This is a genomic window from Mycobacterium sp. ABE4_509, from assembly GCF_056160785.1.
Genome location: NZ_JBSWXU010000005.1, coordinates 49,202 through 69,898, shown reverse-complemented (window position 1 = coordinate 69,898; position 20,697 = coordinate 49,202). Strand labels below are relative to the sequence as shown.

Below are 20,697 nucleotides of genomic sequence, written 5' to 3'. Positions count from 1 at the left end.
CTTACCGACGCTACCCGAGGGTCTCCGGCTGTTCGACGACCTCTCCGAGCAGGTGGCGGGCGAGGAAACCGTGCACCACCTGGTACCAGATCTTGGCGTGCGCGGGCTTGAGCACCCAGTGGTTCTCGGACGGGAAGTAGAGGAAGCGATGAGCGGTGGTGCCGTCCGGCGCGGCCGGCAGTGCCGACTTGCTGAGCAGCTCGAACCACAGCCGCAACGCCTCGCCGATGGGCACCCGGTAGTCCTTGTCGCCGTGGATGACGAGCATCGGGGTGGCGATGTCGGCGACGAACCGGTGCGGCGAGTTCGCCGCGGCCATCTCGGCGGTCATCTCCCTGGCCCACCAGTACGCGCCGTCGGTGGTCGAGCCGAACTGGTCCAGGGCCCACAGGCTGGCGTGGGTGACGATGGCGTCGAACCGGTCGGTGTGCCCGGCGATCCAGTTGGCCATGTAGCCGCCGAAGGACCCGCCCATCGCCGCGGTACGTGTGGCATCGACGCGGGGGTGCCCGGCGGCCGCGTCGGTGGCGGCCATCAGGTCGGTGAAGGGCGCGAAGCCCCATGCACCCCACCCGCGCTGGATGAAGTCCTGGCCGTAGCCGGTGGACAAGGCCGGATCCGGCAGCAGCACCGCGTAGCCGGCGGCGACCATCAGCCACGGGTTCCACCGCCAGTGCCAGGCGTTCCAGCTCGCCAGTGGGCCGCCGTGGATCCACAGCAGCAACGGTGCGGATGTAGCGCCGTGCGGCAGCGCCAGCCAGGACCGCACCGGCTGTCCGTCGGCGGCGGTCGTGCGCACCTCGGTCAGCTCGCCGGGCAGGTCGGGCAGGTCCACGCAGGGCAGCACCGTCACCGCCCCGTCGGCGTCGATGCGCACCGGATGCGCCGGGGCGGCATAGGAACTGCGCAGCGCGAACAGCTGCCCGCCGGGGGCGGTGCACACGTCGGTGTAGGTGAAGTCGTCGGCCAGCACGCACCGCACCGCACCGGACGCGGGGTCGACGGCGAAGATCGGCCCGCGGCCGTCCTCGTCGGCGGTCACGATCAGCGTGGAGCCGTCGGCCGACCAGCTCACCGATGTCGGCCAGCGATCCCAGCCGCCGGTCAGCTCCTCTACCTGATCGCCGAAACGCAGTATCCCCAGGGTGATTCGCGGCGCCTGCTGCGGTGTCGAGAGGGTCTCGCGGGTGAAGGCGACCGAGCGCCCGTCCGGGGAGATCGCCGGACCGCCCAGATCGGCGTCCGGATCGTCGGCGATGACGCTGCGCCGCCCGGTCGCGACGTCGACGCGCACCAGGACGCTGCGGGTGGCCGCGCCCGGTGCCGGGACCTGCCAGGTCGACACGACGAAGGCGCCGTCGGCGCTGAGGTCGAACTGGGCGTCGCGCAGGCCGGCGCCCGGTTGTGCGGTCAGGTCGCGTCCGTCGGCGGTGAACAGGTGGGGCTGTTCGGGGCCCAGGTCGTGGTCCCAGTGCCGGATCGGGTATCCGTCGTGCAGCACCGCGGAGATCCCGTTGTCCTTGCGCGTCGCCCGTAGCTTGCGGTCGTCGTCGAGGTCGGTCGCCGACGGCATCAGCGAGGACGCCGCGACGGTCACGTCCGCCGCGCGCGCCGAGACTGCCGCGTCGACCCCGCCGGGGGTGGTGAGCACCTCGACGGCCTCGCCACCGGCCGCGGGCAGCCGCCACAGCGCTTTGGTCGGCTCGTCCTGGCCGGGGGCCGGCCGGGCGGCCAGGAACAGCAGGTCGCCGTCGGCGGTGAACTGCGGGCCCGACTCGCCTTTGGCGCCGTGGGTGATGCGCCGGGCCGCCGCGTGTCCCGCCGGGTCGAGTTCGACCAGCGCGCTGAGGAACTCGGTGCCTGTGGCGTTGAGCCGGGACACCGCGGTGACGATGCGGGATCCGTCGCGGGACACGGCGAGCCCGGACACCCTGGGTAGGGCCAGGAACTCGTCGAGGTCGTTAAACGGTGATGCAGATCCGCCTTCGGAAGTCATGCGGATTTCGTAACACACTGCCCAACACGACTTCACACGGATTTAACGCGTCTTGACAGGTGGGACACATTCCCACCGTTAGCGTCAAACTTCGTACACCGTCAGTACCTCGGGGACACTGCCAATAAACGCAGTTTCCTCTGCCCCCCACTAACCGTCCCCAACCTGAACCGGTCGGAGGTCCCCCTTGACACCCGAAGTCGAGGACGCCCTAGCGTCCATGACCGCTGTGAACAACGAGTTCTTCTACTGGATGTCCATCGCACTGATGATGCTCATCCACGCGGGCTTCCTGGCCTACGAGATCGGGGCATCCCGGTCGAAGAACGTGCTGGCCACGGCGATGAAGAACCTGCTGGCATTCGCCACCATCGTGGCGTCGTTCTTCTTCGTCGGCTGGTTCCTCTACAACGCGATGCCCACCGGCTTCATCGAGTTCAACGACGCGGCCAAGGCGGCCCTGCCGTGGAGCGAGAACATGGGCCCGAACACCGCCGACCCGGCCTCCGGCATCTTCTGGGGCGCGTTCGCCCTGTTCGCGGCCACCACCGGCTCGATCATGTCCGGTGCTGTGCTGGAGCGGATCCGCACCAGCGGCTTCCTGATCCTGACCGTGTTCGTCGGTTCGGTGTTGTGGATCATCGGCGCGTCCTGGGGCTGGCACGGCGCCGGCTGGATGCTGACCAAGCTCGGCTTCCACGATGTCGGGGCGGCCGGCTGTGTGCACATGATCGCCGGCTTCGCCGCACTGGGCATCCTGATCAACCTCGGGCCGCGCATCGGCAGGTTCGCAGCAGACGGCACGCCGCTGACGATCCGGCCGCACAACCTGCCGCTGACCATGCTGGGCCTGTTCCTGATCTTCACCGGGTTCTTCGGCTTCCTGATGGGCTGCGTGATCTACGGCCCCACCGGCTACGCCACCATCTACGGCAGCCCGACGACCCTGTCGGCGTTCGCATTCAACACCTTGATGGGCTTGGTCGGCGGCATCATCGGCGCCTATGTGATGTCGCGCGGTGAGCCGTTCTGGACGATTTCGGGCGGGCTGGCCGGCGTCATCGCGGTGGCGGCCGGACTGGACCTCTACCACCCCGCGCTGACCTTCGTCATCGCGCTGGTCGGCGGCGGCCTGGTGCCCTTCATCGGCAAGCTGCTGGACAAGATGAAGATCGACGACGTGGTGGGCGCGGTGGCCGTGCACGGCGGCATGGGCTTCTACTCGCTGATCATGGCGGGCATCTTCCTGGCCGGTTACCCGAACACCGATGGCAATCCGTCGATCTCGTTCTGGGGCCAGCTGGTCGGTGCGCTCACCTTCGCCGCCCTGGGCTTCATCCCGGCCTACCTGTTGTCGCTACTGCTGAAGTCGGTTGGGCTGCTGCGCATCCCGCCGGAGGTCGAGGAGCAGGGGCTGGATCTCACCGAGATCCCGGCGACCCCCTACCCCGAGGGCATCCCGGTGACCGCGATGCGGTCCACCAGCGGCACCGCGGTGCTGTCCATGGGCGAGGAGGTGAAATAAATGTTCAGCCCGATCACCAGCTACGACGAGCCGGGTGTGGTCTTCACCTTCGGCGCCGACAGCATCGGCACGTGGTTCGTCTTCATCCTGGCGGTGGCTCTGTTCGTGGCGTTCTTCGTGCGGATGATCCAGCACGAGAACCACGCGTACAAGGCCATCATCGAGCACACTCCGGTCGAGAAGGGACCGGCCGCCGAGGGAGAACCACCGGTCTACTGACCGCCCCGGCGAGCAGACATGGAATCGCCCGGATCCGAAAGGATCCGGGCGATTTCGCGCCCGGCCGGGGCCGCTCGCCGGCCTGTCAGCCGGCCTGCTGCAGCCACTGCACCGCGCGGTCGCGGTAGCCGATGATGCCCTTGTAGTCGGCCATGTCCTCGGGCAGTTCGGCCAGCACGGTGGCCGCCCGTGCCCGCCACGGCTCGAAGGTCGCGAGATCGGCCAGCGGGAGCATGTAAGTGCGGATCAGAAAGCAGATCGCACCCGACTCCGGGAGCCGGATCAGATGCTGGACCTCCACCCGCAGGTGCACCAACCGGCCGAACTCGTCGTCGTCGACGGTCAGGATCGTCTGCCGGTCCGGGCCCCATTCGTGGTAGCGCTCGGTCGAGACGTCGAGGCGGCGACCGACGGTCAGCGTCCAGTTGGTGCGCCGGTAGATCTCCCCCGGTTGCAGCCGCATCAGGAACTCCCGGGCGCGGGTGATGACACCGGTCTCGCGTAACCGCGGCACCGGCCCGTGGATCTCCAGGAACGTCATGCCCACGTCGAATCCGAACGACCAGTCCGCGGCGAAGGTGACCACCCCGGCGTCGCCGAACAGGTCACCGTCGCGCTGGTCGAGCAGCACGATGTCCTCCTGCACCTGACCGGCGATGTAGGCCAGGGGTTCGGCGGGCAGCGTGCTGTCGTCGCCGATCACGAAGTCCTCGACGATGCCCAATCGGTCGTTGCGCCAACGCCATCCGCTGCCGTGGCGCTGCAGCGACATCGTCTCCGGGTAGGCCGACGCCAGCTCGCGCATCAGCGTCAGCGTCGCGTCCCAGCAGGCCGCGCGCATGTGGGGCAGCACCGCGTAGCGGGTGGGGTCGGCCGCCAGGATCTCGGCACGCTCGGCCAGTTCGTGCTCGTATTCGGTGTCGACGTCGACGACACGCTCGCCCCACCGGCCGGCCGGGGTGTGCACCGTCGACCCGGCGGGCTCGACGTTGGTGCTGTACCGGTAGGAGTCGGCCACGAACGGGAAGGGAAAGGTCTCGATCAGGTCGGGTGCTGAGATCACAGGTTCAACTCCAGGGTTTCGGTGCCCGCACGGGACACGCAGGCCATCAGTGAGTCGCCGGCCTGCTTCTCGCCGTCGCTGAGGAACAGGTCGCGGTGGGTGAGGTCACCGGCCGACACGGGCAGCCGGCACTCTCCGCACACGCCGCGCCGGCACAGGTTCGGGATGTCGTAGCCACGGCTTTCCAGCGCCTCGAGCAGTGACACCCCGGACTCGACGGTGAACTCGTCGCCGGTCGAGGCGATGCGCACCGCGAACGGCTCTCCGGCATCGAGGGCGGCCCCGAAGTGCTCCACGTGGATGCGGCTGGGCGGCCAGCCCAGCTCTTCGGCCGACTCGGTGACGAATTCGATGAACGCCGCGGGGCCGCACACGTAGAGATGGGTGCCGAAGGGTTGATCGGCCAGGCTACTCATCAGTTCGGCGGTGAATTCGCTTCGGCGGGTGTGGATGGCGGCATGCTCGGTCAGCGAGCCGATCTCGTCGACGTACGCGCCGCGGCCCTCCCGGTGGATGTAGAGCAGCCGGGCGTCGCGACCCCAGAGCCGGGCGCTGCGCAGGTGCGACACCATCGGGGTGATGCCGATGCCCGCGGCGACGAGCAGATGCCGGCGGGCGCGCAGGACGGGGGCGAACGCGCTACGAGGCAGGCGGGTGACGACGCTGTCACCCACCGCCAGCTCGTCGTGGATCCATTCCGATCCACCGGATCCCCCCGCGTCGGCCGGGCAGCGCAGCACCGAGATCACGTACGCCTCGGGCGCGATGCCGTCCCCGGTCAGCGAGTAGGAGTTCGCCGCGCGGCCTGCTCGGCCACATTCGACGACGATGTGGCTGCCCGGCGGGAAGGACGGCAGCGGCGCGCCGTCGGGGTGGGTCAGGGTCAGGGTCCGGATGTCGGCCACCGAGTCGTCGATCGCGGTGACGACCAGCTTGAGGGTGCTCGCGTCGGCGCTCACCGGACGCCCTGTTCCTCGGCGTCGACCATGTATCCCAGGTGCGCAGCCTGGCGCCGCGAGACGTGGTAGTAGACGAGCAGGTTGCGGCCACAGCCGCTGCACGGCAACACCTCGGACAGTTCGACCGCCGCGGTGGTGACCGTGCGGCAGTGCACGCACTGCACCGCGCGGCCGCGCACATCGGTGGAGGCGACCGTGATCTCGTCATCGGCCACCCCGGCCTCCATCGCAGCCGCCCGCAGCCGCAGGCAGGAATCGGCCGGGCCGGCCATCATCAACCGCCAGCCCACCCGGGCACCGGCGAGGTCGGCGGCCAGCGCGGCTCGCGCGCCGTCGTGGTCGTCGGCGGCCAGTTCGTGGGTCCGGACGGCAGGTCGGCGGCCACCGGCACCGAGTTGCGACTCCCACGTGCAGGCCACCTCGGCGCCGGCGGCTCCGAACGCGACGACGGTCCACCAGCGTCCGGTGGTGTCGGCGTCCGGCTGGGTGGGAGTGGTCGCCCAGGCGGGAACGCTCGTCAGCTCGAGGGCAGGGCTCATGGACACCTTCCGGGTATACCAGCGGTTGACAACGTTGCCCTTCAGGAAACCAGTGTTGCGTTTCGCGCATGTGACCTGGCTGTCTCGTCCGTTTGACATGTGCTGGCGGGAGGGCTGCCGCGGCGACGGATACTGTCCCTGGATGCCCGCCCACATCACCGTCGTCGGAGCCGGCATCGCCGGGCTGGCCACCGCGGTGGCGCTGCACCGGACCGGACATCAGGTGACGGTGCTCGAACAGCGCACCGACACCTCCTCGGGCGCCGGGATCTCGATCTGGCCCAACGCGCTGGCCGCCCTCGACGAGATCGGCCTCGGCGACCCGGTGCGCAGCGCCGGTGGCCGGGTGACCGGAGGGGCGATCCGCTGGCGTGACGGCGCCTGGTTGCGCCGGCCGACCCCGCAGCGCATCGTCGACGCGCTGGGAGAGCCCCTGGTGGTGATCCGGCGCTCGGCGCTGACCGAAGTGCTGACGGCGGCTCTACCCGTCGGCGCGATCCGGTCCGGAGCGGCCGCCGTCGCGCTCGAGCAGCAGGCCCGGTCGGTGCGGATCCGGCTGGCCGACGGCACCGCGCACGAGACCGACGCCGTGGTCGGCGCCGACGGGGTGAACTCGATGGTGGCCCGCACCCTCAACGGGCCGCTGGCCATCAGCTATGCCGGATACACGGCGTGGCGCGGGGTCGCGGTACTGGCGCTGGACCCGGACCTGGCCGGGGAGACCATGGGGCCGGGAACCGAGGTGGGCCACGTTCCGCTCGACGCCGGCCACACCTACTGGTTCGCCACCGAACGTGCCCCGGAGGGCGCCCGGGCGCCGGACGGTGAGCACCGCCACCTGAGCGCCAAGCTCGCCACCTGGGCGCAGCCGATTCCCCAGCTGATCGCCGCGACCGACCCTGCGCACCTGCTGCGCAACGATCTCTACGACCGAGCCCAGCCCCGGCGATGGTCGCGCGGCCCGGTGGTGCTCGTCGGCGACGCCGCCCACCCGATGCGACCGCATCTGGGGCAGGGCGGCTGCCAGGGGCTCGAGGACGCGGTGATCCTGGCCCGCTTCGTCGACCTGTCCGCGGACCTGCCGACCGCATTCGGGCGGTTCGGCGCGTTCCGCCGCCGCCGGGCGCGCCGGCTGGTCCGCGAGTCCGCGATGATCGGCCGGCTGGTCAACCTGCGCCCGGCACTGCTGTCCGGCGCGGCCAGCCGCGCCTCGGCGCTGATCCCCGAAACCGTGGTGACCCGTCACCTGGCGACGATCGCGGCCCGCTCGGCCTTCGCACCGCCCTGACGGGTGCTTGTCAGCGCCCGCCGGTCAGGGCGGTGCACATCTTGCGCAGGTCGACGATGCCGCCGAACACCGAGGTCGGCATCGCCTGGCAGCCGGTGGCCCGAACCGGCCGGGTGGCCGGGGTGGCGAACGGAGCGGTGGTGGCCGGGTTGCCCCAGACCTGCGCGGCCATGCCCTTGGCGCCGCACGTCGGCCATGCGCCGATGCCCTGCGACTGCAGCACGTTCTCGGCCACCCGGATCTGCTCCGCACGGCTGGCGGTGTGCGGCATGCCGGACCCGCCGTTGCCGTTCCAGGTCGCCTGCTTGAACTGCAGGCCGCCGTAGTGACCGTTGCCGGTGTTGATCGACCAGTTGCCGCCCGACTCGCACTGCGCGATGGCGTCCCAGTTCACCGAATCGGCTTTGGCGGTCGCCATGCCGTCCTCGGACAGCGCCATCGGCACGACGGCCATCGCTGCGGAGAACGCGGTGGCGATGAGGCCCTTGCTGACAATCTTGCGAATGTTCATCTCTGCGGTCCTTCCCCGACCGTTTGTGACTCAAGGCCCGCGAGCGAAGCGATGCTGCGTTCCACGCTGCGGATGTCCAGTCTTTCGGGTGAGAAGGGTCACGTGTTACGCAAGCGTCAAAAGTTTTATTCGTTACTTAGCTGGCGTAAGAGGCCTCTGAGGCAATTGAGCCGAATGCGCCCCCAAACGGCGAGAGGCGGCGCCGACCGAAGTCGGCACCGCCTCTACTGCCTCTATTGCGCTTGGGACTAGCCGCGCCCACCGCAGGTCGGCCATGCGCCGATGCCCTGCGTCTGCAGCACGTTCTCGGCCACCCGGATCTGCTCTTCACGGCTGGCGTTGTGGGGCATCCCCGAGCCGCCGTTGCCGTGCCAGGTACCCAGCGCGAACTGCAGGCCGCCGTAGTAGCCGTTACCGGTGTTGATCGCCCAGTTGCCACCGGACTCGCACGCCGCGACGGCGTCCCAGTTCACGCCGGTGTCCGCATTAGCGGTACCGGTCGCCAGGGCCATGGGCGCAACTGCCAGCGCTCCGGCGAAGGTGGCCAGCCCGAGCGTCTTGCGGATGTTCTTCAACGTCGATCCTTTCGAAAAGCGCGCGCCGAGCCCACCCGCGTGGATGCGCGGGCTTGCACACCTGTGGTCAGGCGAGGTGGTTGGGCCGCACCGTCTCGGTCGGGTGCGGCAGTGGGAGGCCGGAGTCCGCCCGGCCGGGCAGAGGCCCGACCGTCGCCACGAGCCCGATCGGGCTCGCGACAACCCCACACACACGCTGGTTCGTGTTTTGGATTATTTGCTCCGTGCGAAGCTGCACCAGACCGTACAAACTCGTCTGGACAAAGTCATATCGATGGAGCTCATGTCGCGAACAGATCACGGAATGATCACAAGCGGTGGTACGAATGGTCGCTGCAGGTCAAAGGGTGGATCCGCACCGCCGTGAACCCGGCGCCCCCCTCAGCCGATGTGAGTCAAATCACCTGCATTTTGTGACCTGCGGCACCGAAAACCCCGCCCACCAGGGCCGAAACGCGCCAAATCCGCACTCCAGAGCCACAAACGGAGCAACCAGAGCCGCACCGGCCCGGATGCGGTTCGCTGAATCGCCCACTTCGGCCACCAACCCTCGCCACTGCCCGGCAGCCCTGTCCCACAGCGTCTTCCGGCGCAGAGTCGCTCGAGCGGGCACCCGATGGCCCCGCCGGCCGCGGCAGGGCGTCGCGGTGATGCACGAGTCATCGACTGACGACATAGCCTGCACTGCAACTATTTTGGAGTTTCCGGCGAGTCAGGACCGCGCTGGGCGCCCCAGTCCCGAGCGCCTACCGCATGCCGAAGCTCCCAGCGCCACAACGTCGGTGGCCAATTCCGCAGTAGGGCACGCGCGCATCACCCGGAATCGGCGGCAGCGGGCACTCGAATTGGGTCGTCCCGGACGGTGTGGAAGTTGAACATCGCTGGCGCACAGCAGTTTACGCCCACATCGCCGGGAAATGCGCACAATTCGGCCGTATTGAATACAAACAATAGCCATTTCTTATTACGAAATAACGGAACCCGAATTCTGGATCAATGATTGCGGCGTATCACAAAGAGATAACCGGGGCGCAGACAGCAAATTTGCTACGCCAATCGCGGGGGAACCATGGCCGCCAGATCGGTCGGGGTGTTGACGTTGGCCAGCGCCGCCTGGTTTTCCGGCAGCACGATGCGCTGGGTGTCCACTGCGTCGACCAGCGCCCGCATGCTGCGCGCCCCGGACGCGGTGAGCCGGGCGATCTCGGCCGCCAACGAGGTGCGGTAGACGCCGGCCAGATAGTGATCGCGCCCGTCCCAGGGCAGCACCACGTCGGCGCCGAGCCGTTCGGCCGGTCCGGCCAGCGTGTCGATCAGCGCCGCCGTCATCGCCGGCATGTCCACCGCGCACACGAATGCGTAGTCGAATCCCGCCTCGGCGGCCGCCGCCAGACCCCGGCCGGTGGCCGGCAACGGCCCCTTACCGCGAACCTCGTCCCGCAGGATCACCGCGGGCACCTCGGGTAGGGCCTGGCCGGCAGCGGCGACCACGAAAACCGGCGCACACCGCTGACCGAGCACCGAGACGACCCGCTCCAGCAGCGTGGTGGGCCCGGTGGGCCCGTCCAACGTCAAGGTGGCCTTGTCGCGTCCCATCCGCCGGGAGGCCCCACCAGCCGGTATGACCGCAGCCAGGGGCAACGAGTTCGTCACAGAAGGTGACGTTAGCGCACCTGGCTGGGCTACTGGACCGTCCAGGTGTCCTTACCGCGCAGCAGTTCCTGCAGCGCCGCGGTGTCATGCGCCCTGGACTCGCGGGCGGTGACGATCTGCTGGCGGGCGGCGTCGTCGTAGGTCGGCTTGCTCACCTGCCGGAAGATGCCCGTCACCATGTGGTCGAGGTTCTGGTCCGACAACCGGGACAACGCGAAGGCGTAGGCCGAGTCGTCGAGCTGGGCATCGTGGGTCACGATGGCGTCGGCCGAAACCTCGGCGGTCTTGGCGACGTCGAGCCCGAAGCCCGACTTGACCACGCAGTACTCGCCGTCGGCGCCGAACGTGATCGGCTCACCGTGGCGGACGTTGATCAGCCGCTCCTCGGCGCCTTCCTTACGCAGCACGTCGAACGAGCCGTCGTTGAAGATCGGGCAGTCCTGCATGATCTCGACCAGCGCGGCCCCGCGGTGCTGGGCCGCGGCGCGCAGCACCTCGGTCAGACCCTTGCGGTCGGAATCCAGTGCCCGCCCCACGAACGTCGCCTCGGCGCCCAGCGCCAGCGACACCGGGTTGAACGGGTAGTCCAGTGAGCCCATCGGCGTCGACTTGGTGATCTTGCCGACCTCCGAGGTCGGCGAGTACTGGCCCTTGGTCAGGCCGTAGATCCGGTTGTTGAACAGCAGGATCGTCAGGTTGATGTTGCGCCGCAACGCGTGGATGAGGTGGTTTCCGCCGATCGACAACGCGTCACCGTCACCGGTGACCACCCACACCGACAGGTCCTCACGGGCCAGCGCCAGCCCGGTCGCGATGGTCGGCGCCCGGCCGTGGATCGAGTGGAACCCGTAGGTCTGCAGGTAGTACGGGAACCGGCTGGAGCAGCCGATACCACTGACGAACGCGATGTTCTCGCGGCGCAGCCCCAGCTCGGGCAGGAAGTTGCGGATGGTGTTGAGAATGACGTAGTCACCGCAACCCGGGCACCAGCGGACCTCCTGGTCGCTGGTGAAGTCCTTGCCCTTCTGCGGCTGGTCGGTCGTCGGGACCAGGCCGGTCTTGGTCAGCCCGCCCGGGGTCAACCCCAGGTCGCTGCCGATCAGCTGTGCTGATGCGCGATCCGCTTCGCTTCTCGCTGTCGTCATGCGTTTGCTCCCACTGCGCTGTCAACGGTAGCCGCCGCCAACCGCGCGAACTTGGTCTTCTCGAGTTCCTTCTCGCCCAGCGTCCCATCCAGGGCGGAGTCGATGATGCCCTCCACCTCGTCGGCCAGGAACGCCATGCCTTCGACCTTGGTGACCGACTGGATGTCGATGAGGTACTTCCCGCGCAGCAACAGCGCGAGCTGGCCGAGGTTCATCTCGGGAACCACCACCTGCGAGTAGCGTCCGAGCACCTCCCCCAGGTTGGCCGGGAACGGGTTGAGGTTGCGCAGCTGGGCGTGCGCGACCTTGATGCCCTTGCGCCGGGCGCGCCGGCAGGCCTCCCCGATCGGGCCGTAGCTGCTGCCCCAGCCCAGCAGCAGCAGCTCGGCGTCACCGGTGGGGTCGTCGACCTCGAGGTCGGCGACCTCGATGCCGGCGATCTTGGCGTGCCGCAGCCGCACCATCAGGTCGTGGTTCTTGGGCTCGTAGGAGATGTTGCCCGAGCCGTTGGCGGACTCGAGGCCACCGATGCGGTGCTCGAGGCCCGGTGTGCCCGGGATGGCGAACTGGCGGGCCAGCGTCTCCGGGTCACGCGCGTAGGGCTGGAAGGGCTCCCCCTCCTTGGCGAAGCTCCGCTCGATGGGCGCGTAGCTGCTCACGTCGGGGATCCGCCACGGTTCCGAGCCGTTGGCGATCGCGCCGTCGGACAGGATCATCACCGGCGTGTGGTAGGTCAGCGCGATCCGGGCTGCCTCGACGGCGATCTCGAAGCAGTCCGACGGGGAGCGCGGCGCCACCACGGCGACCGGGGACTCACCGTTGCGGCCGAACATCGCCTGCAACAGGTCGGCCTGTTCGGTCTTGGTGGGCAGGCCGGTGGACGGCCCGCCACGCTGGACGTCGATGACGATCAGCGGCAACTCGGTCATCACCGCCAGCCCGATGGCCTCCGACTTCAGCGACACACCCGGCCCGGAGGTGCTGGTGACGCCGAGCGCGCCGCCGTAGGAGGCGCCGATGGCCGCACCGATGCCGGCGATCTCGTCCTCGGCCTGGAACGTCATCACGTTGAAGTTCTTGTGCTTGGACAGCTCGTGCAGGATGTCCGAGGCCGGGGTGATCGGGTAGGTGCCCAGGATCACCTGCACCTCGCCGAGGTGGCCGGCGCTGACCAGCCCGTAGGCCAGCGCGGAGTTGCCCGAGATCTGCCGGTACTCACCGGTCTGCAGCTTGGCCGGGGCCACCTCGTAGGTGGTGCCGAACGCCTCGGTCGTCTCGCCGTAGTTCCAGCCCGCCTTGAGCGCCAGCACGTTGGCCTCGGCGATCTCGGGCTTGCGGGCGAACTTGTCGCGGATGAAGGTCTCGCTGTGCTCGAGTTCGCGGCCGTACATCCACGACAGCAGCCCGAGAGCGAACATGTTCTTGGCGCGCTGGCCGTCCTTCTTCGTCGCGCCGATGGACTCGACGGCGCCCAGCGTCAGCGTGGTCATCGCGACGGACTGGACGACGTAGTCGGAGAGTTCCTCGGTTTCCAGCGGGTTGGCCTCGTAGCCGACCTTGGCGAGATTGCGCTTGGTGAACTCATCGGAGTTCGCGATGATCAGCCCGCCGCGGGGCAGGTCGGAGACGTTGGCCTTGAGCGCGGCCGGGTTCATCGCGACCAGGACGTCGGGCCGGTCGCCGGCGGTCAGGATGTCGTAGTCGGCGATCTGGATCTGGAACGACGAGACGCCGGGCAGGGTGCCCTGCGGGGCGCGGATCTCCGCGGGGTAGTTCGGTTGCGTCGCCAGGTCGTTGCCGAACAGCGCCGCCTCGGTGGTGAACCGGTCGCCGGTGAGCTGCATGCCGTCACCGGAGTCGCCGGCGAATCGGATGACGACCTTCTCGAGCTTCTGCCGAGGCGCCCGGGCCGCGCCGGCGGCGCCATTGCCGGCCGTACTGCCGTTCTCTCCCACTCGCCTACCTTCCGTGCTTTTCCCGGCCCGACGGGCCGGTGTCGGCGACCGTCCACCGAGCTGCTCACTGAGTGATCCAGTGAGTCATCCACTGGGTCACTGCGGATGCGACGCACCGTCGGTGGACGTGCCCCAAAGTTTGGTGTCACTGTCAGTACCGATTATTGCATCTTTCTTAGGCACCCCTATAACAGGCGCGGGGGTGACGCGGAGGTGTCGCGGAATCGAACACACTGCTCAGCGCCCCGAGATACGGCACAATGAGACAATAGTGTGTTGTTCGTCACGTTTCTGGCAGATGTCCGGAGCGAGTCGTTCCTTATTTTTGGTTACCGCCCGGTAGCCCGCGGCCGGCGCCCGATCAAGCCTGGATCGGGATGTTGTACGGCGTGATGACCTGGATCGGGACCGGGCGCACCGGCTCGGCGGGCAGCGCGCCGCGCTCGGCCAGCAGCAACCGCAGCGCCAGCCGGGCGTCCGCGCGCAGATCGTTGTGCAGCACCGCCGAGATGCGGCCGTCGCGCAGCAGCCGCCGATTGTCGGCGTCGAGGTCGTGGGCGACGAACACTCTGCACTCTCGGCCCAGTCGCTCGAACGCCGCGACCGTCGCGGCGTTGCCGCCACCGACCGAGTACACGGCCGCGACGCCGGGGTTGGCCTGGAGCGCCTCGAGAACGAGCGCCTCGTTGGTGGCGTCGATACCGTCGCTGTCACTGACCTCCACGATGGTGCGCGCCGAGGTGCGCAGCCCGGCACGGAACCCCACCTCGCGCTCTCCCTCGCCGCGGAACACCGTCCGGCTCAGGGTGATCAGCACATCGGAGGGGGAATCGGCGAGCCACTGTTGCACCAGGTAGGCCGCGGTCACCCCGGCGCCGTGGTTGTCGATGCCCACATAGGCGCAGCGCGCGCTGGCGGGGACGTCGGTGGTGTAGGTGACCACCGGCACCCCCGACTCGACCAGCCGATCGACGGCCTCGGCCACCTCGGGCTCGTCCTGGGCCTTGAGCACCACCCCGTGGCTGCCGCGCAGCCGGTCCAGCGCCTCGACCATCTGCGCGGTGGAGCCCGACTCCCAGAGATGGAAGCGGGCACGCAGCATCGCCGGGGCGAACGCGGGCAGCTCGGCCTCGATCGCGGCGCGGAACGCATCGGAGAACCGCCGCGGCGTCTGCATGACCACGTCGATCAGGAAGCGGCGCCCGTTGAGCCGCAGCTGCGCACGCTGCTTGTCCAGATCGGCGATCGCCTGGTTGACCTCGGCGACGGTGTTCTCCCGAACACCGGGCCGGCTGTGCAGCACCCGGTCGACGGTCGCTTCGCTCAGCCCCGCCTGCTGGGCGATCTCCCGGACCTTGTACCGGTGCGCCACGCCAAGCCTCCGCTCTTGAGGTGTTTTTGATGGTTTTCTGCCGTTGATTGGGATCCGGATCACAGCAAGACTATCGGCTATGCCAACACCCCTGCACGCCCCCACCGAAGCCGGGGCCTGGCTCGACGAGGGTGATCTGAACCTCGACGACTTCCGCGCCCAGATCGAACGCGACACCGAGCTGGCCGACTACCCGCACGCCGCGGATGTCCGCGGCAACGTCCTGGTGTACTCGGCGCCGTCGATGGCCCAGGCGCGCACCCGGGCCGAACGGCGCGCGCTGCAGTCCGAGCTCATCGGCGCGCTGGCCGACGGACCCGGCGTGGTCGTGTTCACCGAGGCATTCGAGCCCGCCGTCGTCGACCGGGCCAATACGGCGTTCTTCGGCCTCATCGACGCGCAGCGCGCCGGTGGGCTGGCCGCCGGCGACCACTTCGGCAAACCTGGCGCCAACGACCGGATCTGGAACGCCGCGCAGAAGCTGGCGCTGCACGACCCGCAGGTGTTCGCCGACTACTACGCCAACGATGCGCTGGCCGTGGTGTGCCAGGCCTGGCTCGGCCCGCGCTACCAGGTCACCTCGCAGGTCAACGTCGTCAATCCGGGTGGCACCGCGCAGGTCCCGCACCGCGACTACCACCTGGGCTTCGTCGCCGACGAGCACCTCGCCGACTATCCGGCCCATGTGCACCGCACCTCACCGGTGCTGACGCTGCAGGGCGCGGTGGCGCACTGCGACATGCCCGTCGAGAGCGGCCCGACGATGCTGCTGCCGTACTCGCAGCGCTTCGCCGGCGGCTACATCGCCTTCAACCGCCCCGAGTTCGTCGAGTACTTCGCCGACCATCACGTGCAGCTGCCGCTGCGCAAGGGCGACGCGGTGTTCTTCAACCCGGCGCTCTACCACGGCGCCGGCTCCAACGTCTCGGCCGGCGTCCGGCGCATCGCCAACCTGATGCAGATCAGCTCGCCGTTCGGCCGGGCGATGGAGGCCCTGGACCGCACCGCGATGGTGCGCGCGGTCTACCCGGCGCTGCGCGCCATGCGGGCCGCCGGCCGGCCGGCCGGTGAGCTGGAGAACGCGGTAGTCGCCGTCGCCGAGGGCTATGCCTTCCCGACCAACCTGGACAGCGACCAGCCGATAGGCAGCCTCGCCCCACCGAGTCAGGTCGACACGGTGCTCGATGCGCTGGCTCGCGACCTGCCCGAAGGAGCCCTCGACGTCGCACTGCGCGACCAGAACGAACGGAGAAAGCCATGACCACTCTCGGTCTGATCGGACTCGGCCGGATCGGCGCATTCCACGCCGAGACGCTGACCAACCTGCCGCAGGTCAGCGGGCTGGTGATCACCGACGAACGGCCCGACGTCGTCAAGGAGGTCGCCGCGAAACACGGTGCCACCCCGGCGGACTCGGTCGAGGCGCTGCTGTCCTCGGGGGTCGACGGCGTGGTCGTCGCGGCCGCCACCCCGGCCCATGCGGAGCTGACGCTGGCCGCGGTCGCCAAGGGCCTGCCCACGTTCTGCGAGAAGCCGATCGCCTCGACGGCCGCCGAGAGCGCCCGCGTCGCCGATGTCATCGCGCGTTCGGGCGTACCGGTGCAGGTCGGCTACCAGCGCCGCTTCGACGCCGCGTTCGCCGCGGTCAAGCAGGCCGTCGACGCCGGCTCGCTGGGCGCACTGCACACGGTGCGCAGCACCACGATGGACCCCGCTCCCCCGCCGATGGACTACATCAAGGGCTCCGGCGGCATCTTCCGGGACTGCGCAGTGCACGACTTCGACGTGATCCGCTGGGTCACCGGCCAGGAGGTCGTCGAGGTGTACGCCACCGGAAGCGTGCAGGGCGACCCGCTGTTCGCCGAGTACGGCGACGTCGACACCGCCGCGGTGGTGGCCCGTTTCGACGGCGGGGCGCTGGGCGTGGTCTCAGCAGCGCGGTACAACGCCCGCGGCTACGACTGCCGGCTGGAGGTACACGGATTCGACGACACCGTCGTCGCGGGCTGGGATCAGGGGGTGCCGGTGCGCAACGCCGACCCGGCCAATGCCGGCCCGGCCGGGTTCCCGTCCGGGGTACCCCACCACTTCTTCATGGACCGCTTCACCGAGGCGTTCCGCACCGAGCTGGGCGAGTTCGTCAAAGTCGTTGCCGGCGGGCCGGTTCGGGGTGCGACCGTGGCCGACGCGGTCGAGGTCGCCTGGATCGCCGAAGCGGCCACCGAATCGCTGCGCCGGGGCGTCCCGGTGAGCGTGGAGTCCGTCAGAAAGGAGATGAGCCAGTGAAGATCGCAGGAGCACCGATCTCATGGGGTGTGTGCGAGGTCCCCGGCTGGGGATACCAGATGGCACCGGAACGGGTGCTGACCGAGATGCGGCAGGCCGGTCTCAGCGCAACCGAACTGGGCCCCGAAGGCTTCCTGCCGACCGACACCACGGCACTGGTGTCGCTGCTGGACGGTTACGGCCTGAGTTGCGTGGGCGGCTTCGTGCCGGTCGTGCTCTTCGACGACGACCGCGACCCGGCCGACGAGCTGGCCGGACCGCTGGAATCCCTGGTCGCTGCCGGAGCCGGCGTGGTGGTGCTGGCCGCCGCGACCGGAGCCGATGGCTACGATGCGCGCCCCGAGCTGACCGAGAAGCAATGGGAAACCCTGCTCGCCAATCTGGATCGGCTCGCCGGGATCGCAGCCGCCCGAGGAATCGTTGCGGTGCTGCACCCGCACGTCGGCACCATGGTGGAGAACCGCGCCGAGGTCGACCGGGTACTGGCCGGTTCGGACATCCCGCTGTGCCTGGACACCGGCCACCTGCTGATCGGCGGTACCGATCCGCTGCAGCTGGCGCGCGAGGTCCCGCATCGCATCAAGCACGCCCACCTCAAGGACGTCGACGCCGGCCTGGCCGCCAAGGTGCAGTCCGGTGAGATCACCTACACCCAGGCTGTCGCGGCAGGCATGTACGTGGCGCTGGGCGCCGGCGACGTCGACATCGCCGGCATCATCCGGGCGCTCGAGGACAGCGGATTCGACGGCTGGTATGTCATGGAGCAGGACAACATCCTCGACGCTGAACCGAAGGGCGACCCGGAGGCCGACGGACCGCTGGCCGACGTGCTGACCAGCGTCGCATTCCTGCGCCAGGCCGCAGGCGTCTCGGCATGAGTCTGCGGATCGGGGTGCTGGGCGCCTCCCGGATCGCCGAGAGCGCCATCGTCGAACCCGCGCGCGAGTTGGGACACCGCCTGGTGGCGGTCGCCGCGCGGGATCCGCACCGCGCCAGGGCTTTCGCCGACAAGTACGGCGTCGAGCGGGTGCTGGGGTCCTACCAGGACGTGGTGACCGACCCCGAGGTCGACGTGGTCTACAACCCGCTGGCGAACTCGCTGCACGCACCGTGGAACCTGGCCGCGGTCGCCGCCGGCAAGCCGGTGCTGACCGAGAAGCCGTTCGCTCGCGACCGCGCCGAGGCGCAGCGGGTGGCCGACGCCGCCACCGCTGCGGGGGTCCCGGTGATGGAGGGCTTCCACTACCTGTTCCATCCGGTCAACCGGCGCGCGCTGGAACTCGCGGCTGACGGCACCCTCGGCGAAGTGACCCACGTCGAGGTCCGGATGGGCATGCCCACCCCGGACTCCGGCGATCCGCGCTGGTCGCTGGAACTGGCCGGCGGGTCCCTGATGGACCTCGGCTGCTACAGCCTGCACATCATGCGCCGGTTCGGCGATCCGTCGGTCACCGGCGCCACGGCCGTGCAGCGCCACCCCGGTGTCGACGAGAGTTCCGATGTCGAACTGCGATTCGCCTCCGGAGCGACCGGCCGGTGCACCCACTCGATGGTCGACGACGAGTACTCGTTCACCTGGCGGATTGTCGGCACCCACGGAGAGGCGTTGGTGCACGACTTCATCAAGCCGCACGAGGACGACCGGGTGACGGTCAGCACCGGCGGGGCCACCACCGTCGAACACCTGGGCCGGCGGATGTCCTACACCTATCAGCTGGAGGCGTTCGCCGCGCACCTGCGCGGCGGTGCCGAGTTGCCGCTGGACACCGCCGATGCGGTGGCCAACATGGCCCTGATCGACGAGGCGTACCGCGCCGCGGGGATGAGCCCGCGCTAGGAAGTCCACTGACCCCGGGTCCCTCCGGGGTGGCGGACCCTGGACAACATATGCATATATGCTAATATGACACCGCATGTGGCCGGCGGGCCACAGCGATGAGCACATGCCAGCGAAACGTCAAGGAGGACTCGAGATGGCAAGCAGCGCAACCCATGTTGAACACGCCGGCCACGATCACCGGCACGGCGACGGGTGTGGACACGTAGCCGTCCCGCACGGTGACCACGTCGACTACGTCCACGACGGCCACCTGCACCGCGAACACGACGGCCACTACGACGAGTGCGAGCCAGCAGCCGAGGAGCACGCCGTGCACGAGGCCCACGACCACACCCACGGCCCCGGCTGCGGCCACGTCGCGGTCCCGCACGGCGACCACGTCGACTACATCCACGACGGCTGCCGCCACGCCGCCCACGACGGTCACTACGACGAACACTGAACAGGCCACCGACCAGGGCCGCGCAGAGCCCTGCGCCCCCGTCGTCGCCGGATCCCGCCGGCCGGACCTAGTCGTCCTGGCCGAGCGCCAGTCGCACGTAGGCCGAGGCCGCCTCGGCGCGGTTGGTGGCGTGCAGTTTCCGCAGCACCCGCTTGACGTGTGACTTCACCGTGCCTGCCGAGATCACCAACTCGTCGGCGATCTGCTGGTTCGTCCGCCCCGCGGCCATCAGCCGCAGCACCTCGACCTCGCGACGGGTCAGCATCGACAGCACCCGGGTGGAGATGTCGGCCAGCGACTGCGCGGCGGGGCTGCGCTCGACCGGCTCGATCTTGCGCAGATCCAGGTCGGCGTCCTGCAGCGCCCGCACCGCCTCGTCGGCCGAGGCCAGCGCCTGCCGCACCTCGGCGTGCTGGCGGCGCATCCGCTCCAGCAGCACGGTGCGCTCGTAGGCGTATCCGAACCCCTCGGCGAACGCCCACACCGTGTCCCGGTCGATCTCGTCGACCGTGCGGCCCGAGTAGAGCCGGTCGGCGTGCAGGAACCCGATCACCTTTCCGGTCGGCATGATCGGTGCCGCGACGTAGGAGTGGGTCAGCGAGAAGTCGATGATCGGCTTGTTGACCCGCGGGTCGTTGCGGGCATCGGAGACCAGCGCCGGCGCATGCCGGCGGATCATCTGGGTCTCCAGCAGCATGTGATCCAGCGGCGGCGCCACCGACTGGGCGAACGCCACCATCTTCTCGGCACCGTCGCAGTCCTCACCGAAGTAGGCCGACTCCATCACCATCGTGCCGTCGTGCACCCGGAACAGCACGGCCCGGTCGAACCCGCAGGACTCCACCATCTCGCGCGGCGCCCGGTCGACGATGGTGGCGACGTCATCGACGTAGCGCAGTTTGCTCAGCCCCTCCTGCACTCCCAGGAGCGCAAGGGTGCGCCGGCGCGCCCCGTCCTCGGTCAGTTCGCGCTCCAGCGCGGTCAGATCGAGCACCGCGTCCAGCGCGGTCAGCGACTCCTCGTCGCCGAGCCGCTCGAGCAGAGAGCGCAGCAGCGTCACCTTCGCCTCGACGGCCTCGGTCACGACCGCCATCGGCTCGTCGGACGGGTCGACGTCGCCATCGGCGATCAACTCCCGGTAGCGTCGGGCGGCCGCCGACTCCTTGGCCGGACGTGACGCCCAGCCGGGATGATGACCGTCGACCAGAGCGGTGACCGGGGGGGTATCGGAGATTCCGGGAGCAACCGTCACACCCAAGACTGTCCTCCGAGGCCCGCCGGTTTGCGGGCGGATTGCCCGATCTGAGACCAATTCACCTCATACGGGAG

The 20,697-nt window shown here is 69.2% G+C and carries 17 protein-coding genes and 2 pseudogenes; 8 read left to right on the top strand and 11 right to left on the bottom strand.

Annotated features, from left to right (window positions below; all coding sequences use genetic code 11):
- Positions 1–10 precede the first annotated feature (10 nt).
- Complete coding sequence (locus tag ACXAID_RS02280) at positions 11–1,996, bottom strand: S9 family peptidase (RefSeq protein WP_475020553.1); 1,986 nt, start codon at positions 1,994–1,996, stop codon at positions 11–13.
- Between the two features lie 187 nt (positions 1,997–2,183).
- On the opposite strand from ACXAID_RS02280, the gene ACXAID_RS02275 reads away from it, so the two are divergent.
- Both ACXAID_RS02275 and ACXAID_RS02270 read left to right on the top strand, forming a co-directional pair.
- Positions 2,184–3,521, top strand: a complete 1,338-nt coding sequence (locus ACXAID_RS02275) for an ammonium transporter (RefSeq protein ID WP_475020552.1) — start codon at positions 2,184–2,186, stop codon at positions 3,519–3,521.
- A complete protein-coding gene (locus ACXAID_RS02270) occupies positions 3,522–3,740 on the top strand; it encodes a hypothetical protein (RefSeq protein ID WP_475020551.1) in 219 nt (72 codons plus the stop codon). It abuts the gene before it with no gap.
- A gap of 85 nt (positions 3,741–3,825) precedes the next feature.
- On the opposite strand, the gene ACXAID_RS02265 is transcribed toward ACXAID_RS02270, so the two are convergent.
- From ACXAID_RS02265 to ACXAID_RS02255, 3 genes are read right to left on the bottom strand one after another with little or no spacing between them, the layout of a single operon-like run.
- On the bottom strand, positions 3,826–4,803 hold the full coding sequence (locus tag ACXAID_RS02265) for a heme-dependent oxidative N-demethylase family protein (protein WP_475020550.1): 978 nt from the start codon (positions 4,801–4,803) through the stop codon (positions 3,826–3,828).
- The gene (locus ACXAID_RS02260) at positions 4,800–5,762 is read right to left on the bottom strand and encodes a PDR/VanB family oxidoreductase (RefSeq protein ID WP_475020549.1); all 963 of its coding nucleotides are present in this window, start codon (positions 5,760–5,762) and stop codon (positions 4,800–4,802) included. Before ACXAID_RS02260 ends, ACXAID_RS02265 begins: the two co-directional genes overlap by 4 nt.
- Complete coding sequence (locus ACXAID_RS02255; protein WP_475020548.1) at positions 5,759–6,301, bottom strand: dimethylamine monooxygenase subunit DmmA family protein; 543 nt, start codon at positions 6,299–6,301, stop codon at positions 5,759–5,761. The genes ACXAID_RS02260 and ACXAID_RS02255 overlap by 4 nt, the downstream gene beginning before the upstream one ends.
- 142 nt (positions 6,302–6,443) lie before the next feature.
- Between ACXAID_RS02255 and ACXAID_RS02250 the strand changes: the two genes are divergently transcribed.
- Positions 6,444–7,589 (top strand): FAD-dependent oxidoreductase, encoded by a 1,146-nt coding sequence (locus ACXAID_RS02250; RefSeq protein WP_475020547.1) that lies wholly within the window; start codon positions 6,444–6,446, stop codon positions 7,587–7,589.
- A gap of 172 nt (positions 7,590–7,761) precedes the next feature.
- On the opposite strand, the pseudogene ACXAID_RS02245 reads toward ACXAID_RS02250, so the two are convergent.
- The 6 genes and pseudogenes from ACXAID_RS02245 to ACXAID_RS02220 form a co-directional block, all read right to left on the bottom strand.
- Positions 7,762–7,992, bottom strand: a pseudogene (locus tag ACXAID_RS02245) (transglycosylase family protein); the annotation flags it as partial.
- Between the two features lie 356 nt (positions 7,993–8,348).
- Positions 8,349–8,573 (bottom strand): annotated as a pseudogene (locus ACXAID_RS02240) (transglycosylase family protein); the annotation flags it as partial.
- A gap of 1,149 nt (positions 8,574–9,722) precedes the next feature.
- Positions 9,723–10,328, bottom strand: coding sequence for a molybdenum cofactor guanylyltransferase (gene mobA, locus ACXAID_RS02235; protein ID WP_475020546.1), 606 nt, complete (start codon positions 10,326–10,328; stop codon positions 9,723–9,725).
- A 29-nt stretch (positions 10,329–10,357) separates the two neighbouring features.
- Positions 10,358–11,473 carry a 2-oxoacid:ferredoxin oxidoreductase subunit beta gene (locus ACXAID_RS02230; protein ID WP_475020545.1) on the bottom strand — a complete coding sequence of 372 codons (1,116 nt, stop codon included), beginning with the start codon at positions 11,471–11,473 and terminating at the stop codon, positions 10,358–10,360.
- Positions 11,470–13,428, bottom strand: a complete 1,959-nt coding sequence (locus ACXAID_RS02225; RefSeq protein ID WP_475020544.1) for a 2-oxoacid:acceptor oxidoreductase subunit alpha — start codon at positions 13,426–13,428, stop codon at positions 11,470–11,472. Before ACXAID_RS02225 ends, ACXAID_RS02230 begins: the two co-directional genes overlap by 4 nt.
- A gap of 361 nt (positions 13,429–13,789) precedes the next feature.
- A complete protein-coding gene (locus ACXAID_RS02220; protein ID WP_475020543.1) occupies positions 13,790–14,800 on the bottom strand; it encodes a LacI family DNA-binding transcriptional regulator in 1,011 nt (336 codons plus the stop codon).
- Positions 14,801–14,879: 79 nt separating this feature from the next.
- Between ACXAID_RS02220 and ACXAID_RS02215 the strand changes: the two genes are divergently transcribed.
- The 5 genes from ACXAID_RS02215 (at position 14,880) to ACXAID_RS02195 (ending at position 19,368) form a co-directional block, all read left to right on the top strand.
- Positions 14,880–16,061, top strand: coding sequence for a phytanoyl-CoA dioxygenase family protein (locus tag ACXAID_RS02215; protein WP_475020542.1), 1,182 nt, complete (start codon positions 14,880–14,882; stop codon positions 16,059–16,061).
- Positions 16,058–17,086: a Gfo/Idh/MocA family protein gene (locus tag ACXAID_RS02210; RefSeq protein ID WP_475020541.1), complete on the top strand. Its 1,029-nt coding sequence runs from the start codon at positions 16,058–16,060 to the stop codon at positions 17,084–17,086. The genes ACXAID_RS02215 and ACXAID_RS02210 overlap by 4 nt, the downstream gene beginning before the upstream one ends.
- Positions 17,083–17,964, top strand: coding sequence for a sugar phosphate isomerase/epimerase family protein (locus ACXAID_RS02205; protein ID WP_475020540.1), 882 nt, complete (start codon positions 17,083–17,085; stop codon positions 17,962–17,964). Before ACXAID_RS02210 ends, ACXAID_RS02205 begins: the two co-directional genes overlap by 4 nt.
- Positions 17,961–18,923: a Gfo/Idh/MocA family protein gene (locus tag ACXAID_RS02200; RefSeq protein ID WP_475020539.1), complete on the top strand. Its 963-nt coding sequence runs from the start codon at positions 17,961–17,963 to the stop codon at positions 18,921–18,923. The genes ACXAID_RS02205 and ACXAID_RS02200 overlap by 4 nt, the downstream gene beginning before the upstream one ends.
- Positions 18,924–19,059: 136 nt before the next feature.
- Positions 19,060–19,368 carry a hypothetical protein gene (locus ACXAID_RS02195; protein ID WP_475020538.1) on the top strand — a complete coding sequence of 103 codons (309 nt, stop codon included), beginning with the start codon at positions 19,060–19,062 and terminating at the stop codon, positions 19,366–19,368.
- 67 nt (positions 19,369–19,435) lie between these two features.
- On the opposite strand, the gene ACXAID_RS02190 is transcribed toward ACXAID_RS02195, so the two are convergent.
- Positions 19,436–20,620 carry a LuxR C-terminal-related transcriptional regulator gene (locus tag ACXAID_RS02190; protein WP_475020537.1) on the bottom strand — a complete coding sequence of 395 codons (1,185 nt, stop codon included), beginning with the start codon at positions 20,618–20,620 and terminating at the stop codon, positions 19,436–19,438.
- Between the last annotated feature and the right edge of the window lie 77 nt (positions 20,621–20,697).